The organism is Klebsiella sp. 10-1 (assembly GCF_009758445.1).
Taxonomy (GTDB): Bacteria; Pseudomonadota; Gammaproteobacteria; order Enterobacterales; family Enterobacteriaceae; genus Klebsiella; species Klebsiella scottii.
This window is the reverse complement of the sequence record NZ_WQRE01000001.1, coordinates 1,154,814-1,171,979: the sequence shown is the minus strand read 5'-3', so window position 1 is coordinate 1,171,979 and position 17,166 is coordinate 1,154,814. Positions and strand designations below refer to the sequence as shown.

13 protein-coding genes and 3 pseudogenes are annotated in these 17,166 nt (G+C 50.8%); 8 read left to right on the top strand and 8 right to left on the bottom strand.

From position 1 onward, the window contains the following. Window positions 1-33: 33 nt before the first annotated feature. Window positions 34-828: an AraC family transcriptional regulator gene (locus GO007_RS05590; protein WP_095096590.1), complete on the top strand. Its 795-nt coding sequence runs from the start codon at window positions 34-36 to the stop codon at window positions 826-828. Window positions 829-1,017: 189 nt separating this feature from the next. Then, complete coding sequence (gene iraP, locus GO007_RS05585) at window positions 1,018-1,359, top strand: anti-adapter protein IraP (RefSeq protein WP_095096587.1); 342 nt, start codon at window positions 1,018-1,020, stop codon at window positions 1,357-1,359. Between the two features lie 217 nt (window positions 1,360-1,576). On the opposite strand, the gene GO007_RS05580 is transcribed toward iraP, so the two are convergent. Then, on the bottom strand, window positions 1,577-3,751 hold the full coding sequence (locus GO007_RS05580; protein WP_095096585.1) for a TonB-dependent siderophore receptor: 2,175 nt from the start codon (window positions 3,749-3,751) through the stop codon (window positions 1,577-1,579). 776 nt (window positions 3,752-4,527) lie between these two features. Beyond that, a pseudogene (locus GO007_RS05575) lies at window positions 4,528-4,695 on the bottom strand (NADP-dependent isocitrate dehydrogenase); the annotation flags it as partial. 1,026 nt (window positions 4,696-5,721) lie between these two features. On the opposite strand from GO007_RS05575, the gene GO007_RS05570 reads away from it, so the two are divergent. The 3 genes and pseudogenes from GO007_RS05570 to GO007_RS05560 all read left to right on the top strand — a co-directional run bounded on the left by GO007_RS05570 (window position 5,722) and on the right by GO007_RS05560 (window position 7,845). Continuing rightward, window positions 5,722-6,255 (top strand): hypothetical protein, encoded by a 534-nt coding sequence (locus GO007_RS05570; protein ID WP_095096582.1) that lies wholly within the window; start codon window positions 5,722-5,724, stop codon window positions 6,253-6,255. Between the two features lie 632 nt (window positions 6,256-6,887). After that, window positions 6,888-7,082: pseudogene (locus tag GO007_RS05565) on the top strand (IS110 family transposase); the annotation flags it as partial. Window positions 7,083-7,233: 151 nt separating this feature from the next. Then, window positions 7,234-7,845, top strand: coding sequence for a DJ-1/PfpI family protein (locus GO007_RS05560; protein ID WP_095098069.1), 612 nt, complete (start codon window positions 7,234-7,236; stop codon window positions 7,843-7,845). A 234-nt stretch (window positions 7,846-8,079) separates the two neighbouring features. On the opposite strand, the pseudogene GO007_RS29500 reads toward GO007_RS05560, so the two are convergent. Continuing rightward, window positions 8,080-8,286: pseudogene (locus tag GO007_RS29500) on the bottom strand (major capsid protein); the annotation flags it as partial. A gap of 286 nt (window positions 8,287-8,572) precedes the next feature. On the opposite strand from GO007_RS29500, the gene GO007_RS29070 reads away from it, so the two are divergent. Beyond that, window positions 8,573-8,818, top strand: a complete 246-nt coding sequence (locus tag GO007_RS29070; protein ID WP_223261750.1) for a hypothetical protein — start codon at window positions 8,573-8,575, stop codon at window positions 8,816-8,818. 662 nt (window positions 8,819-9,480) lie between these two features. On the opposite strand, the gene GO007_RS05545 is transcribed toward GO007_RS29070, so the two are convergent. The 5 genes from GO007_RS05545 to GO007_RS05525 are packed head-to-tail and all read right to left on the bottom strand — an operon-like array spanning window position 9,481 to window position 13,634. Continuing rightward, window positions 9,481-10,215 (bottom strand): ABC transporter ATP-binding protein, encoded by a 735-nt coding sequence (locus tag GO007_RS05545; protein WP_095096577.1) that lies wholly within the window; start codon window positions 10,213-10,215, stop codon window positions 9,481-9,483. 13 nt (window positions 10,216-10,228) lie between these two features. Continuing rightward, complete coding sequence (locus tag GO007_RS05540; RefSeq protein WP_095096575.1) at window positions 10,229-11,770, bottom strand: ABC transporter permease; 1,542 nt, start codon at window positions 11,768-11,770, stop codon at window positions 10,229-10,231. A 3-nt stretch (window positions 11,771-11,773) separates the two neighbouring features. Beyond that, window positions 11,774-12,175, bottom strand: coding sequence for an ExbD/TolR family protein (locus tag GO007_RS05535; RefSeq protein ID WP_095096573.1), 402 nt, complete (start codon window positions 12,173-12,175; stop codon window positions 11,774-11,776). Beyond that, on the bottom strand, window positions 12,176-12,856 hold the full coding sequence (locus tag GO007_RS05530) for a MotA/TolQ/ExbB proton channel family protein (protein WP_095096570.1): 681 nt from the start codon (window positions 12,854-12,856) through the stop codon (window positions 12,176-12,178). 10 nt (window positions 12,857-12,866) lie between these two features. Next, complete coding sequence (locus GO007_RS05525; protein ID WP_095096567.1) at window positions 12,867-13,634, bottom strand: energy transducer TonB; 768 nt, start codon at window positions 13,632-13,634, stop codon at window positions 12,867-12,869. A 269-nt stretch (window positions 13,635-13,903) separates the two neighbouring features. Between GO007_RS05525 and GO007_RS05520 the strand changes: the two genes are divergently transcribed. Together GO007_RS05520 and GO007_RS05515 are read left to right on the top strand one after the other, a co-directional pair. Continuing rightward, window positions 13,904-14,884 carry an ABC transporter substrate-binding protein gene (locus tag GO007_RS05520; RefSeq protein ID WP_095096565.1) on the top strand — a complete coding sequence of 327 codons (981 nt, stop codon included), beginning with the start codon at window positions 13,904-13,906 and terminating at the stop codon, window positions 14,882-14,884. 15 nt (window positions 14,885-14,899) lie between these two features. Beyond that, window positions 14,900-17,164: a TonB-dependent receptor gene (locus tag GO007_RS05515; RefSeq protein ID WP_095096563.1), complete on the top strand. Its 2,265-nt coding sequence runs from the start codon at window positions 14,900-14,902 to the stop codon at window positions 17,162-17,164. Window positions 17,165-17,166: the final 2 nt, after the last annotated feature.

Below are 17,166 nucleotides of genomic sequence, written 5' to 3'. Positions count from 1 at the left end.
GGTGCCCGGCGGTCGCCCGGCATCTTGAATACGATGCAACCTCAATACGCCACCACCTTCTTTGATCCTGACGCCGCCGGGTGCCCGGCGGTCGCCCGGCATCTTGATTTCGTTGACTACGCCGCGGAAGTGCCGGTCCACACCCACCGTAAGGGGCAGCTGATCATCGCGCTTTACGGCGCCGTTATCTGTCGCGCGGAAAATAACCTGTGGATCGTCCCCCCCGACTGTGCCGTGTGGGTCCCCGGCGGCATCCCCCATAGCGCTAAAGCCACCTGGAATGCACACCTCAACTATTTATTTATTGAACCCGGGGCCGCGGCGCTCCCGGATAGCTGCTGTACCCTCGAGGTTTCTCCGCTGATCAAAGAGCTGGTCGAGCGGTTAACCCGCGAGGACGTCGGGTATCCAGCGGATAGCCATGCGGCCAGGCTGACCCGGGTGACGCTCGATGAGTTAGCCGCTATGCCGCAGCAGAACTTCAGCCTGCCGGTCTCAGCCAATGCCAAAATACGCGCTATGGCCGATGCGCTGGTGAGCCATCCGGAAGATCGCAGCACGCAGCAAGAGTGGGCGAAGCGGCTGGCGCTCAGCGAGCGCTCGTTGGCGCGGTTGATGCAGCGGGAGACGGGACTGACCTTCGGGCGCTGGCGCCAGCAGCTGCATTTGATTATTGCGCTACAGGAGCTGGCCAGCGGTACGTCCGTACAAAACGTCGCGACGCAATTAGGCTATGAGTCCGTTAATGCCTTCATAACCATGTTCAGAAAAATGATGGGCAGCACGCCGGCGCACTATTTTGCCGAACGCAAAAAGGCGGCTTCCTGATCCTCGCGCGCGGATGAACCGCGGTTAAGCATATTCGCCCGTTTCCTTGCGGCATTCCTGCAAGATCGCGGCCCTGCTAACACTGAAGATATTTTTTCTGGCATATTTATGTGCTATGGGTATTTCGCCGTACCAACAACGAAGATAGCCATCGGCAACCCCGTTTATCTTATTGATTTGAGGAGTATCATGAACAATGTCATTCTCAGCATCATCGCGAAAATCTCTTCTATGGACGCAGAGAGCAAACAGCTTGCGGCTCAGGTTGAAGCACAGTCTTTACTGATCAGCGCCTTAATGCTTGCCATCGGCAAAGAAGGCGGCGTATCAGAACTGGTAGGCAGCGTCTCTAAGGCGATAAATTCGGTTCTTGAATCTTCCGAAGACCTCCTGAAAACGGACGCTGAGCTTCTTTTGACAAAATTCCATGAGCAAATCGCGCTAACGCAGCTGATCAGCACGCATGGCGATGAGATAAACCAGGAAGCGGCGGATAACGCCTCCCCTTCATCCGATCAGCGCCCTGATTGAGCTCACGCGCCAATAGCTGGCCGATAAAACAAAAGCCACCCAGGCAAATCATCGTTGACGCGAAAACAGGCTCAGTAGCGGCCAGTTTGGTTAGCAGGGCTGAGGGGAATTTTTGCGCGGCATAAGAAACGGGAGCCATCGCCAGGAACGCTATCGCGCATTAATCGGCCGGACCGTAAATAATAGTGGGGGCAGCCCTCAGGCCGCCCACCATTAATTAAAACGACATGGTTACGCCGGCGTAATAAGCGCGCCCCGGTTCGTTATAGGTTGAAGCCCCCGCGTTCTCACGGTAGATCTGCTTATCAAACAGGTTGTTGATACCCGCATTGGCGCGCAGATTTTTGGTGATATCGTAGTTAACGTTCAGGCCAACGATGGAATAAGGACTAATTTCACGTTGTGAAAGGCCATTCCTGCTTTCAAGGGACGTTTCCGCATACTGGCGCGGTTTCTGGCGACCATATTGCGTCCAGTTAACGTTCGCGCTCAGATCTTCAGTGGCCTGCCATTCCAGCTGGGAGTTGATGGTAAATTCCGGGATCACCGACAGCGGATTGCCGGTCTTCTTGCTTTCAGAACGGAACATGTAGGTGGCGTTAGAGCGCCACTCCAGCGTATCGGCAATCAGAGGAATGGTCAGGTTGCCTTCCAGCCCTTCAACGATGGCCTTACCCCCGTTCTCCCACTGCAGCACGTTATAGTCGCTGCTGCTGTAAACGACAGAAGTGCCGGACACGATTTTGTTTTTGTAGTCATTGCGGAAGTAGGTAATGCCAGCGGCGTAGCCGGCATGACTGAATTCAATCCCCACCTCTTTGTTAACGCTAATTTCAGGATCGAGGTTGTCGTTACCCAGTAAATAGCAGTTGCTAAGACCAATCGGACAGCCGTTGCCGCGCGTGGAAAGTAGGTAGCCCGGCGTTGACTGATACAGATTTGGCGCCTTGAACGAGCGTGCAATACCGGCTTTCATGGTGAAATATTCCCCCAGTCCCTGCGAAATATTCAGGCCTGGACTCCAGTTCGCGCCGAAATTATCGTGATAGTCAAAGCGCAGCCCCGGAATAATCTCGGTGCTGTCGGTCGCGGCAATATTATCCTCGAAATAGAGCGAGCTAATCGTTGCGGAATTTTTACTGCTGCGTTGAGAAGGATCGCCTGAGCTACCCGGTAAATAGAAGTTAGTGCTTGACGACTGCATGGAGGCCGGATCGTTGAGCTCATCGCGGTTCCACTCCGCGCCCAGGGTCACCGTTTGATCAACCAGCAGCTGCAGCGGGAAGTTGATTTCTCCGCCCGCGCGATAGCTTTCCAGACGGCTGGTCGAATAGACATCGCTGTTGATCATCCCTTCAACGCTGCCGGCAGTACCTTCTTTTAAACGCGTGTTATTGGTCTTTTCATAGTTAAAATTAAGTCTGGACGTTCCCCAATCCCAAATACCGTTGTGGGTGATGCCATAGTTTTGGCGATATAAACGGTTGGTTTCATTGCCATACAGCGACTCAACTAAACCGCCAGCGCTGCTATTACCATTGCTGTTTTGCGTATCACCCGCATAAATATTGCCCTGACGGCTATAGCTATAGGAGAAATCAACGATCTGGGCTGGCGTCATTTTCCAGGACAGCACGCCGCTGATATCTTTATTACGCACGCCTTCGCGACCGGCAGCATAGGAGCCGTTTTGTGCGGTATTTATGTCATAGGCATCGGCATCGGTGCGGTTGATATTGCCATACAGACGCATCGTTAGCGCGTCACCCGCCAGCGGGCCGCTGAGGTTGAAGTTCGCGCGGCGGGTGTCACCTTCTTTGCTGTTTTCCGGCTGATTGGTGAAAAGTGACAGCGAGCCGTGCCAGTCATTGGTGGGGCGTTTAGTAATAATATTTACCACGCCACCCGCAGCGCCAGAACCATAGCGGGCCGCTGCCGGGCCGCGGATCACTTCAATACGTTCCACCATTTCCGCTGGCACCCAGTTGGTATCGCCGCGAGAATCGCGTTCGCCGCGCCAGCTGTAGCGCACGGAGTTACGAGAACTCACCGGCACGCCATCAACCAGCACCAGGGTATTTTCCGGCCCCATACCACGGATATCGATTTGACGGTTGTTACCGCGGCTGCCGCTGGCGCCATTGCCGGTCAGGTTCACGCCGGGCATTTTGCGGATGATGTCGGAGAGATCGTTCACTGGAGGGCTTTTTTGAATGTCTTCTTCGGTGATGATCGAGACGCCGGGCTGCTGTTTCAGGCCCTGCTCAGCGGTGACGAGCATCGTTTCATCGTCAGCCAGTTTCTCCGTGGGTTCTTCCGCAAAAGCCGGTGAGGTGAGGAAGCCAGCCAAAAACAGCGCAATCGGGCGCTTCTTACATAAAGTTACATTCACTTAGATAATCCCCAGAAGAGTTAATATTTGTAAGTAAATGCTTATGATAATGAGAATGATTATCACTGTACACACAGTGAAATAGCTCCTCCTTTTTTTCTACATTATTTGATGGCTTTGCGCTTTATATGTAAATAAACGTAAGTGCGCTAATAAGTAAAATCGCAAAACGACACCTATAATAAGCAGGCAAAAAAAAAGTCACTAATATGCTTATAAATCATAGCAATGGGAATAGTAATAACGTATTGAAATTATCTGGCTTTTCATTTAACTTCGGCGTTACGCCTGAAACAGCGTCCCTGGGTGCGGGTAAATTGAGGAGAAACTGTGCTCAGGATCATACAAACCTTTACATTGATCGTCATTATTTCGCTGATGCGTTCCCTCATCAACAATAGTGCACGGGTTACCGCCTGGTAACGCCGTAATACCGGTCGGGTGAATCAGTTAAATCTGAGGTTGTGACCTGGCCTCGCTCATAATCAGGAATTTCCGGTCAGGGCCCAGGGTCAAATAGCCTTTTCACTATCGTGGATATAGTGAGCCAACTTAATTTTGAATAAAGCGTAAACTGAGCAGAGATGCCTGACCGGGTTAATAGAGGAAGCATGCGAAATTGTTTTACGCTTTTACCCGCGAGGTAAGTCGCTTTAAGATGATTTTAAGTAAGAAAAAAACCGGATAATTGAAACTAATAAAAGTCAAAAATGAACAGCATATAATAAAAAACGGGAGCTCATTGGCTCCCGTTTTTGTCTAACCCAGAGGCTGGATTACATGTTCGCGATAATCGCGTCGCCAAACTCGCTACATTTCAGCAGTTTAGCGCCTTCCATCAGACGTTCAAAGTCATAGGTCACGGTCTTAGCGGCGATAGCGCCTTCGGTGCCTTTAACGATCAGGTCTGCGGCTTCGAACCACTGCAGGTGGCGCAGCAGTATTACTCTGAAAGTCACATAACATTATGTTTATAATGCGTTTTAGTGGGTTGCAACGCGTTAAGTTATTGCATTCCATCGTAACTTTAACGTATTGATATATATTAATAAAATTAGTTTTGCAGAAGTATCTCTGATGATTAATGCATCAAGCACCCGACCATCGTCTAATCATACATCAGTGAAGACGTCGCCATCTCTTGACTATACCTTTCACCTAACGACAAACCAGTGCCCATGATTGACATACTCAACACCAGCGTCCATCGCCAGCAGATAGATGCCAGCCAATACCACGAAAATAATTGTTTCGACATTATTTTTTATTTTTGACAGCATATATCTATATTGCCTCATATAATTATCACATCTTCTATTATACTTCATGAGTGCAAAACAGCAGTAAAACGAAAACCTGTCTATCTGACAGTACTCGATATTATAAAATACAAATTTTGATCTCGTGTTAATATCACAATAAAAATGATAAGCATCTGTGAATAAGTTTTATTTTATTGTTTCATAAACAGTATCAAATTGTAATTAATGACAAGAATGAACAATTTGTTGATGCCCTGTTGATTATTATTTAGGTAATTTCATTATCAGCTAATGGAAATACACCATTTGCTGGATTAATTCTGTAACTGCTGTTTTGCCTCAGTATGTGATTCCTGGTGCTGAGGCTCTTTTTCTTATTATTTCATATACTCACATCACCTCTATTTTGATATGCAACCATCAATCATACCTACCAGTATATAATTGAAAATAAATTGTTAAAATATTCAAAACACATCAAACCTATGATGAACAGAAATATACAACACAAGATGTAGTATCGTTTATAACTCCGCACTACTAATGGATAGAGTATTTTGTATAAACATCAGTCGTATACGTTTCGTTTAAATAAAATATGGATGATTATACGAATGATTCTCTTTTTAGGAATGATTGACATGTAGGCAATAACACAACCTCGTAACAATATACAAATATTTTCACACATTCATAACAAGGCTTTTTATGACTACCCTAAAAGGAATCAAACCAGGAATCGATCTTTCCCCTGTTAAGATCGGTCTTGCACTCGCCATTTCAATGCTCTTAATGAATATAATCATGGGAATATTGTTCGGCGTATGCGATGAGTTTTTCAAAAATTATATCCACTCAGGTATGTCGCTACATCCCGATCTTTTCCCCAATGCAAAAAAAGATAGCATCACAATGTGGAAGATGGTGCAACGCGCTCATTATCATGCGGGTGGAATCGGCGCTTATGTGCTGGGCATGGTCATCATTACTGCATTAACAGACATGAGCTATTTGAGAAAAAAAATAACGTCCATCCTTTTGGGACTGTCCGTATTTTATCCCCTTGCCTGGCTTGCTATGTTCTTCTACGCCCCTGTGATCGGGAAAAAAGCAGCCCATAGCGTACTACCGGTAGAATTATTGACACATGTAGGATGTGGAGGACTAATTTTAGGAATAATATCATTGCTTTCCTGGTTGTTCATACCAAAAAAAAATCATCAGGCAGGCAATCGCCTCTGACAAAAAAACGAAGCCTAAATAATGTTTAAGGCCGCAGACTTGCGGCCTTATTCAGATTCTAATCACATACTAAAATAGCAATTGGTTGTCATCAACTCATTAACTGTTTTCTAAATCTAAATTGAGAGGGCATCATTGTTGGACAGAAAGAAAACTAACATTATCGAAAAAATCATCACAAAACGACGGTCTTCCCCCCTGCAATGTAATATTTTGTCTATACTTTCGTCATTGACGATACATAATGAAGGAGCAGTGACTCTCCGTACGATCCGAACGTTACTGAGTGAAAAAATGTCTTGTCCGATACATGTCTCGAGCCTTCAAAGTTCTTGCCAGAGAATGGAATACTCGGGCTTGTTAAATCTGACACACATTTATGGTGATAAATTAGCCATCAGGTTAACTCCTTTCGGCAGATTGATTGCTGCGCGGATCGTTGAAGAAGGGGATGGATCAAATCTCGCATCTAAAAAAAGCCGACAATTTCTCTCGACTCAATTATCTTATAATCCTCCTGACTGGTGGATTAAAGGTCTGCCTGAGTGGTACAAGACTTGATGGACAGAACTGATACCAGACGTCAGAATAGACGATGAAAGTGTACCTGATAATGGACTGCGAAGACGGTTAACTCATCATACTGGGCCAGACTGTATTACCAGGGCCAGCGAGAAAAAGGAAAATCGCATCAAGCAGCTATCCGGGCTTTGGTGTTTAAATGGATAAGGATAATTTACCGCTGCTGGAAGGCCAAAACCCGGTACGACGAAGCGAAATATTTGCTGGCACTGGAAGCGCGAAAGTCGCCCTTACTAAAGCCATAAAAACTTGTCGAATATCTCAGGGCGTGAAGCAGACATTCACTCCGTAGTCTCTCAAGTGGTAGATTAAAACCGTACCGACAACAGGTTAAAAATGCAGAGTGTTTATGCTATCGTCACTGTGAATTTGTATAGTTATCATGGACATCATAAGATGAAGAAAGTTATCTTATTCCTTTGCCAGGGATTAGAAGAGTATGAGGCTAGTGTATTCACAGATACCATTGGCTGGACAACAACATACGGATTAGAACCCATAAAATTAGTGACAGTTGGTCTACGTCAAAAAGTTAAATGCGCCTGGAATTTCACTATCGAACCAGAATATCAACTACATGAAATTGATGATGATGGCTTTGACGCCATAGCTATTCCAGGGGGGATGAGTCGGGCCGGCTTTTATGAAGATGCATTTGATGAGCGGCTTCTAAATCTTATCCGAAAATTTAACGCAAAAAACAAAATTATTGCTTCTGTTTGCGTAGGTGCCTTAGCAATTGCAAAGAGTGGCGCTCTACAAGGAAGAGCGGGCACAACGTATCATCTGAGCAGTAAGCGTCAAGCGCAGTTGCTAGAAATGGGAGTCAATGTTGTTCAGCGCCCCATAGTGGTGGACGGAAATATTATTACGTCTCAGAGTCCGGCAACAGCTATTAATGTTGCATTTACTTTAATAGAAAAGCTGACATCAAGAGCTAATGTTGAACGAATAAAAGAAGGAATGGGATTTGAATCCCTCTCTATCGATCCAGCCGGAATAATGTAGTCCGCTTTTCAAAGCAGATTGTCAGATTTGATTGTGTGCTGTTAGTGAAAACCGTCAGATCAAGTCTGAGCTAATACATTAAACAGCCCTGATTTGTATTATTACTTCCCCGCCCCTCACACCTGATGAGGGGCTTTTTTCAGCATGTTGTTCAGCTCACTATCCGGACAGCCGCTCCTCGAGCGTTTCCACCCGCGCCAGCAGTTCCTTGTTCGCTGCCAGCAGCAGGCCCAGCACTTCCAGCGGATCCAGCGCCTTGTGGCCGTCGCTCAGTGTGTTCACCAGCTCCGGCAGCACCTTTTCTACCTCCTGCGCGATTGCCAGTTCCTCATCGCCCATATTTTGCAGAATGAGACGGCGGCGGTAGGCCGGGTCGGCCAGTTTTTGCGGATCCTCGTCCGGCAGGCGGCGCAGGGTCATCTGCGGATTAACCTCGTGTTTCAGCTACATGAGTCAAATACGAAAGGATGTGAATGATTTCATTGCGTTTTAGCTATAGAATTGAAATGGGAAATCTTTGGATGCAATACAACGTGCAATACATTGATGAAAGCCATCGCACATTTAACAAGAGGAATCTATGCACTCACCCCACAGAATGCATGAACGTTCGACATTTTTTAAGTATATGCCGTTGAATACGGGAAAGATTGTTCTTGATTCATGTAGCCTTAGATGGAGTTCCCCGGTCATATTTAATGATCCCTTTGATGTTCCAAGAGAAGTCATGGCAGGAATTAACGAGGTTAATATCGGTAAAGCTTTAGCTCGCAAGTTGATAGCAGAATTGATTAATCCTGGAGAAGACACCCAAAATTTAAATCCAAGAATTAGAACGATGTTAGGTGTTTACCAAACGCTATTTCCTTTAGGCATACCAGCGGAATTGATTGAAAAATTTCAAGAAACAGTAGATGCCCCACCTGTTGGACTTGGCGCTCCTGCGGCAATACAAGAAATGAGTGAGCTGTAGCTGAAAATGAAACTCGTCGCGCCTTGATCAGTAGCATCCGACGGCTCAGCGTGAATATCTCTGCCAGCTGCTTTATTGTCACCAGACTTTCGCTGCGGTTCATTATGTCCATGATATCCATCAGCTCCTGATGAGCTTTGTCCGGATATATGAGTTCAGCGGCTTCCCTTCCATCAGATCGTTGTATTCATTAGCCTGCTGCATTTTGTTTTCCTTACACCTTGGCCAGTGACTAAACCGAGATGCCGATGCCGGCGAACACAGCCATTTGAGAACATCGATATCCAGTACGCCCGTTTTTTAGGCCTGCACCTGTGTCTGGCTGGCGGTATCGATCTAAAGGCAGAGACATAAATCACTTTCCCTGCGGTTCTGCCGGGCGTTCCTAACCCAAGCCCAGCCACGGGGTCACCTTCAGCTTCTGTTCCGAGATCCAGGTATGAGCAGAGGTTAGGTAGGGCCCCCTACATACCAGAGAAAATCCCCATAGTCGTGACCAGCAGGCCAGAACCAACCTGCAGATTAACGTAATACGTCAACCTTACTTCGATCATATTTAACTCCGGCTTGGTCTAATGACTGGTTTAAGGCTAGTCATTAATTTAAGAGCATCGAAGTGTCTCAAAATTCAAAGGACAAATCTAAATGGAAACATAAAACAATTATAATAAATCGCACAACTGCTGACGCTGTGATTGCAATGCACTGTCGGTGCGGCTTCGAGGCCAGGGCAACGTAATAGGCAATGTGGCTCGGATTCGCCCTGGTCTCGGAGACATAACCACCACACGATCGGCAAGGTATAGAGCTTCTTCCACATCGTGTGTCACCAGCAAAATACTCAACGGTGTATGCTGACGAATGGTCACCAGTACATCCTGCAACTGCTGTCGCTTTAACGCATCCAGCGCCCCGAAAGGCTCATCCAGCAGCAATATTTCCGGCTGAGTGGCAAGACCACGAGCAATCGCCACGCGCTGTGCCATCCCGCCGGATAACTGATGGGGAAATACACGACCAAACCCGTTTAATCCCATCATGGACAGATAATATTCCACCTGTTTCGCTTTATACTCCGGCGTCAGCGAAAGTTGCTCCATGCCCAGTTCAATGTTCTGCGCCACAGTCAGCCATGGGAACAACCGCGCCTCCTGAAACACCAGACTTACCTGTGACGGTATCCCCTGTAATGGCTGATCATTGACGGTAATTGTTCCCAGCTCCGCACGCTCCAGTCCGGCGGCAAGCCTCAGTAGCGTCGATTTACCACAGCCGCTGGCACCAATAATCGCCACCAGTTCACCCGGTGCCAGAGTCAGGTCAATGTCCTCCAGCGCGGCCATCGGCTGCTGGTTAACAGTAAACGTTTTATGAATATGGCGAAATTGTAAGGTCATAAGGTTCTCACTGTCAGTCGTAGCGCCAGGCAGTCAGGCGGCGCTCAATCCGACCGATGGCCCAGGAAATAAAAGCGGCCACCAGCGCAATCAACACAATCCCCGCAAGGATGCGATCCGCCGCCAGCAGCTGCTGGGCGCGCATCATCATGCTGCCCAGCCCTTCGCCCGATGAGACGAAATACTCCGCGCCAATGGTCCCCACCCACGCATGCATCATGCCGAGACGCAGCCCGGTAAACAGGTGTGGCAACATTCCTGGCAGCACCAGGTGACGCAAGCGGGATAATGGCGACAGGCGCAAAGCCGTGGCGACTTCCTGTAACGTTGGCGGCAACTGGGCGATCCCCTGGTGCGTTGCTAACAGCACAGGGAAAAAGCTCGCCAGCGAAATAAAAGCCACCCGCGCACTCTCCCCGAGGCCAAACCATGCAGTGATCAGCGGCAGCCAGGCAAAAATAGCCACGCTGCGTAGCGCAGAAAATAGCGGTGTGAACACACGGTCAGCCCACACGCTGCTGCCTGTAAACCCGCCCAGCAGTAACCCGGCAACAGCTCCCACCGCAAACCCCAGCAGCATACGCCACAGGCTGGCAGCCAGTTCGCTGGCCAGTATGCCCTGCAACAACCCGGAGCAGAGCGTTTGCCCTACCGTCAGCGGTGAAGCGAAAAAGGCGCTGTTCAGCCAGCCAACGGCACAAGCCAGTTGCCAGATCATGATTAATGTCAGCGGCAGCAGCCAGCCATAAAGATCGCGCGTGACGGGAGACGTTACCTTTCCCGCCCCAGTGACCGGAGCAGGCCAGGAGATCCAGCGTCGGCTGAGTGATAGCAGCAACCCCTCGCCAGCAAACCCCAGCACACCGATAACCACCACGCAGACATACACCAGATCGAGCATAAACAACTGCCGGCTCTGCACCAGCAAATAACCCAGCCCTTCACTGGAGGCGAGTAACTCAACCGCAATTAGCGACACCCAACCCTGGGAAAACGCCAGCCGGATGCCGGTCATCAGGAAGGGCAACAGCGAGGGTAATACCAGCCGCTGCCCATATACCCATGGTGAAAGGCGCAAGCTGCGCGCCACCTCCTTCAGTCCCGGGGGGATCTGCTGCACGCCCGCACAGGTATAAAGCGCCACTGGCACGGTCACCGCTTTGATCAGCACAGTGAGCTTCAATGCTTCACCGATACCAAGCATCAGCATTAACAGCGGGATCCACGCCAGCGTCGGGATCTGCACCAGCACGGTAAAGAGCGGCATCAACAGGCGATGAACCGTCTGGCTCAAACCAAAGACCATGCCGAGCAAAAAACCCTGCGCAATGCCGCCCGCCAGCCCCACGGCCAACCGCCACAGACTGATGGGCAACTCGCGCAGCAGATCCTCGCCAATAAAGTCACGGGCGCTCTCCAGCACCAGCGCCGGGGAGGGTAAAATCTGCTCGGACATCCAGCCATGAAGGCTGGCCTGCCACCAGCAGACTAATAGCCCGACAGGTAACAGCCAGCCGCTGCCCTGCTGAAGTAAACGCTGCTTAGCACTGAGCATCGGCTATTTCTGCGTTAACAGTGCCAGGCGGTGAATGCCGGACTGCTCAATATCCGCCAGCAACGCTGCCACTGTGCCGTAGCTGGCATCTTTATCCGCCTGCACCTGCACCACTACGTCGCTGTTGGCGCGCTGCGCCTCCGTCAACTGGCTCAGTAGTTGTTCACGCGCCATCGCCTGTTTATTCAAAAACAGCTGCTGCGTGCCATCGACGCTAACCACCAACGGATCGGGTCGATCCGCCGGGGCCACGGCAGAGGTTTTAGGCAGGTTGACAGGAATCGCGTTGGTCAGCATCGGAGCGGTAACAATAAACACCACCAGCAGCACCAGCATCACATCCACCAGCGGCGTGATATTCATTTCGCTCATAATATCGTCGTGATTGTTCGAAGAGAATGCCATTTATGCCGCCCCCCTCAACCCGTCGACCGTAAAGGCGGCCCCCTGAAAACCCTGCGCCTGCATCAGGCTGTAGACGTCATGCGCGAAGTCATCCATGTCCGCGACCGCCAGTTTCAGACGCCTTTGGAAGTAGTTGTAAATCAGCACCGCCGGAACCGCGACGGCAATACCAATGCCGGTTGCCACCAGTGCGCTGCCAATGGGCCCGGCGACAGTATCCAGGCTGGCGGAACCCGCAAGACCAATATTCCGTAGGGCGGCCATAATTCCCCATACCGTACCGAACAGACCAATAAACGGTGAAGTGGTACCGATACTCGCAAGCAGTGCCAGCCCGGATTCTAGCGTACGCCGCTCACGCTGGATCTGCTGTTGCAACGCACGCTCAACGCGATCCGGCAACTGCACTTCCAGCGTATTACGCCCTTTCAGGCGCTCCGGTGCATGCAGTGCCGCCTGCGCCAGGTTTGCCAGCGCACCGGGCGTTGAGTTTTGTGCCAGTGCCTGACGCAGATCTTCCTGCTGCCAGAACAGGCGGCGAAACTGCTGATTACGACGCTGCAAACGCAAATACTGCACCAGTTTCAGCGCGCCAACCGTCCACGTGAACAGTGAAAACAGCACCAGTACGGCAATGACCGCGCCTTCCGGTGAAGTTAGGTTAAAATGTTCGGGAGTCATCAAAAGTACCTCATGAATTAAGCGAAAAATCGATCGGAACAATGACCTGGCCGCTCACGGCCTCACTGCCCCGTTTAGCCGGAACAAACGACCAGCGCCTGACAGTGCCAAGCGCCGCCTCATCGAGTGCGCTTACACCGCTGGATTTGTAAATCTGGATTTCCGTTACTTTCCCTGCCGGGCTGACCTGCACTTTGAGCAATACGGTTCCCTCCAGCCCCCGGTTAATGGCACTTTCGGGGTACTCAGGCGCAGGGTTGTGCAAGTAATTGGCGTTCGCCAGCGGCGGCGTGACCGACGTTACCGGCGGTGCCGGGTTTTCCGGTGCCACCGCCGCATGTAGCGGTTTATTCGCCACCGCTGCCGCCGGTTGTGGTTTCGGTTTCGGCACGGCCCTCTTCTTCACCGGCTTAGGTTTCGCTTTCGTCTCAGGCCGCACTTTCGGTTTCGCGGCGGCGAGCGCATTTTCATCCACCTCTGGCGGTGCAGGCGGCGGTTCCACAACCGGTTCAGACACCACCTCCGGTGGTGGCGCCTCAACGGCAACCGGCTGTGGCCCAGCAAATTCAATCTCCATCGGTAAGGCCTGCGGTACGCTGACCGGCGGCACCGCGGGTGGCGCAGTGAGCAGCCACGGCAAAATTGCCGCGTGTAATCCCACAGCAACCGCCAGCGCCAGCAACTGGTCTACCGGGGTAAAAACCCGGCGTGTTTTTTTCGGCGTCAATAATGCATTCCCGGTAATTCCAGGTTCACCGGCACAGACAATCTGCGTCATTCTCTACAACTCCTGGCATTAATATTTTCTTAGGTCTCTGCTATTTAAAAGCAAATTGCCAACATGGCTAATGCGTATTTCGCATAGTTTATTTCCATTCTATGCATGACCGCTTACTTTCGCGCTATGCCTGATTTAGCGAATATCCAAAAATACAATGCCGATTTTTATATTAGCCAGCAGAATAACCATCCTTTAAATCTTGCCGCCTGGATAATCAATAAATAGCGGGTGGCAGCGTGAAATGTGTTCTTTCTCCGAAATGGCTGATGAATGCCTTGGTCAGTTTAAGCCTGGCCTGGTCGACACTGGCTGGTGCGACAGCCAATGAGATTCGTATTGCGGTATCGGATATTGGTGCCGGAGATAAACCCGCAGGCGGCGGGCTGGTGGATGTGATTTACAGCCAGAAATTGCTGGAGCAGGAGTTTGGTCGCAGTGGTATTTCGGTGCGCTGGCTGTTTATTAAAGGTGCCGGGCCGGTGATTAACGAAGGTTTCGCCAACCATCAAATTGATATGGCCTACCTTGGCGATCTCGCCAGCATTGTCGGGCGTTCGCGTGGACTGGACAGTAAAGTCATTGGCGTTGCCGCTCGTGGTATTAACCACTACCTGGCGGTGGCAAAAGGCACCAACATTCATACGCTGGAGGATTTAAAAGGCAAACGCATCGGTTTATTTCGCGGTACCGCAGCAGAATTATCGTTCGTTTCTGCGCTGGAGTCGCAGGGTCTGAAAGCCAGCGAGGTGAAAATCATCAACCTCGACTTTGCCGCGGCCAGCGCAGCGCTGGCCGCGAAACAAATTGACGCTACCTGGGGCGGGAATAACACACTAGCGCTGCGGGATAAGGGCGTGGCGGATATTCCACTGTCGACTCGCGATCTAAATGGAGCCGGTCAATTAAGTGGTCTGATCCTCGTTGAGGGGCAGTTCGCTCGTGCCAATAGCGATATTTTGCAGAGGATCGTTGAAGTGCAACGTAAAGCAGCGGCGTGGGCCAGCGAAGATAAAAATAAAGACGCGTTTATTCAGTTGTTGGCTAATCAATCTGGCTACCCACAAACCCTGTTGCGCGAAGAATGGGATGGTTTACCGCCATTATCCCAGCGGTTATCTCCTGACCTGGATGCGCAATTTGTATCGCAATTAACCAACTCGATCGATATTGCCCGGCAGACGAAACTAATTCGTCAGCCTGTCGATGTGAATCAATGGCTGGACAGTTCGTTTTTAAAAACAAATTAAAAGACGGGAATAATAATGATGAGAAGCAAATGGCATTATTCACTGCTTACCGCCAGTATTCTGGCGGGATTATCGACCGCGCAGGCGACTGATACCACCGGGACAACCACCAGCAACAGTGCAACTGACACCACAGTGCAACTGAAAAAAGTGAAAGTCAGTGCTTCGCGGCCACAGGTACGCCAGCAAACCACCCTCTCTTCACGTGTGGAGGGCAAAACGCTGGAGCAGGATCGACTGTATCGGTTTGAAGATCTTTCCCAGGCCATCAGCGGCGTGGATATTGCCGCCACCGACGCACTCGACACCCGGGTCACCATTCGCGGCATTGGCGATGGCGGAGGCAGCGAAATCAATATCGGTATGCCCAGTAGCGTCGGTCAATTTCTCGACGGCGTGCGCCTGTCGCGGCCGGGAATGCTGGCCAACGATCTGCTGGATATAGACAGCGTCAATGTCTTAAAAGGCCCGCAGGGCACGCTGTATGGCTTTAATACCAGCGCGGGTGCCATTGATATCCGCAGCCGCAAACCGACCTTCACCCCGGAATATTCGCTTGAGCAATCCGTTGGCCAGCGGGGTTATGTGCAGTCAAAGCTGATGGCCTCCGGCGCGCTGACCGATACCCTCGCCGGGCGCATCAATCTCTCCCACACTGAAAAAGGCGGTTACGTCGATAATGTGCAAACCGGCAATAAGCTCGGCGGCAGCCGTAGCAATGGTGTACGGGGCCAGTTATTGTGGCAACCGGCAGATAACCTCGATGTGCGCTTTATTGGCGACTACAGCGAAGCCACAAGCTTCCCGGTGATGTCGCTGGTCGATACCCATGCGGTGAACGGAAACGATACGTTCCTTAATCGGGCAAGCCAGGTCGGCGCAACGGTGGTGAAAGGCCGCAAGGTGGCGCTGGACGATGAGTCCAAAACCCGCGTCACCCAAGGCGGCACCTCACTGGCGGCGGATCTGCGCCTGGATAGCGGTTACACGCTGCATTCACTCTCATCCTGGCGTTATTTCCGCTTTCTGCCGCAAAGTGCCGATGGCCTGAGTATCCCGCTGTATGCCAACAGTGGCGCAGATGTGCACGATCGCATCTGGGAACAGCGTTTCTGGTTCGATTCGCCTAAAGGCGGCGTCGTCGACTACACCGTCGGTATCGATTACTGGGGCGAAAACCTCGATACCTTCGCCCATGACCACTATTACAGTGGTTCCAGAGTCACAACCTGGTACGGCAATACCAGCAACACCGGTAAATATGTACAGCGTTTTGGCAAGCTGAATGACAATGCCGTCTCGCTCTACGCCAACAGCACATGGCACCTGAACGAGCAGTGGGACCTGATTACCGGCCTGCGCGGCACTTACGAGAAGAAAACTGGCTCTTTCCGCCGGATCAACAAAAACGATTTTGATTCCGGCAAGCTGTCGCAAACCAACCACCTGCCTGCTGCTACCGCCAGCCTCAACTGGTATGCGACACCCAATATCACCCCTTACCTGACGCTGGCCTATGCCGAGAAATCCGGAGGTCTGAATATCTCCTCCGGCGCAGCATCAAAAGCCGGTACGGATTCGCTGTATATCGATCCGGAGAAAACCCGTTCGGTTGAACTGGGGGTCAAAACCCACTGGCTGCAACGTAAAGTTGAATGGAATACCGCGTTGTTCTGGAGTGAAGTGCGTGACTTCCAGACCACCGCCTATGATGAAGAGACGCTCAGCAGTTATCTGATTAACGCGGGTAAATACCGCAGCCGTGGCATTGAGTCACAACTGGCGCTTTACCCGACAGAAGGCCTGAGCCTCGCCCTGAATGGCACCCTGCTTGATGCCAGCTACCTGGATTTCAAAAATGCCAAATGCCCGGCTGAAATCTCGTTGCAGGCAAATGCACCCGCCACCTGCGATCTAACCGGTAAACGCGTCTTTAGCTCGCCACGACTGAGCTGGAACGCCCGCGCCCGTTACGAGTGGAACGCCTTTGATAACCTGCAGGTGTTTGTTTCAGGTCAATACTCCTGGCGCAGCTGGACCTACGGCACGGTCGATAACTCCGACTACACGCGCATTCCGTCTTACGGCGTACTTAACCTCTCCACCGGGTTAAGCGGTAAGCAGGATAACCACACCTGGCGCGTCTCACTGTGGTTGCAAAACGCGTTGAATAAATCTTACTACCGGGTAATCAAAGCCGGTGATTACGGCTCCGCCTACGGGCAACTTGCGGACGAACGTCTGTTCGGCGTCACCGTGGGTTGGGACTTCAAAGGGTAAGG

Coding starts and splice junctions, on each gene's coding strand:
- GO007_RS05590 (WP_095096590.1), top strand. CDS start 34: ATGCAACCTCAATACGCCACCACCTTCTTTGATCCTGACGCCGCCGGG.
- iraP (WP_095096587.1), top strand. CDS start 1,018: ATGAACAATGTCATTCTCAGCATCATCGCGAAAATCTCTTCTATGGAC.
- GO007_RS05570 (WP_095096582.1), top strand. CDS start 5,722: ATGACTACCCTAAAAGGAATCAAACCAGGAATCGATCTTTCCCCTGTT.
- GO007_RS05560 (WP_095098069.1), top strand. CDS start 7,234: ATGAAGAAAGTTATCTTATTCCTTTGCCAGGGATTAGAAGAGTATGAG.
- GO007_RS29070 (WP_223261750.1), top strand. CDS start 8,573: ATGGCAGGAATTAACGAGGTTAATATCGGTAAAGCTTTAGCTCGCAAG.
- GO007_RS05545 (WP_095096577.1), bottom strand. CDS start 10,215: ATGACCTTACAATTTCGCCATATTCATAAAACGTTTACTGTTAACCAG.
- GO007_RS05540 (WP_095096575.1), bottom strand. CDS start 11,770: ATGCTCAGTGCTAAGCAGCGTTTACTTCAGCAGGGCAGCGGCTGGCTG.
- GO007_RS05535 (WP_095096573.1), bottom strand. CDS start 12,175: ATGGCATTCTCTTCGAACAATCACGACGATATTATGAGCGAAATGAAT.
- GO007_RS05530 (WP_095096570.1), bottom strand. CDS start 12,856: ATGACTCCCGAACATTTTAACCTAACTTCACCGGAAGGCGCGGTCATT.
- GO007_RS05525 (WP_095096567.1), bottom strand. CDS start 13,634: ATGACGCAGATTGTCTGTGCCGGTGAACCTGGAATTACCGGGAATGCA.
- GO007_RS05520 (WP_095096565.1), top strand. CDS start 13,904: ATGAATGCCTTGGTCAGTTTAAGCCTGGCCTGGTCGACACTGGCTGGT.
- GO007_RS05515 (WP_095096563.1), top strand. CDS start 14,900: ATGATGAGAAGCAAATGGCATTATTCACTGCTTACCGCCAGTATTCTG.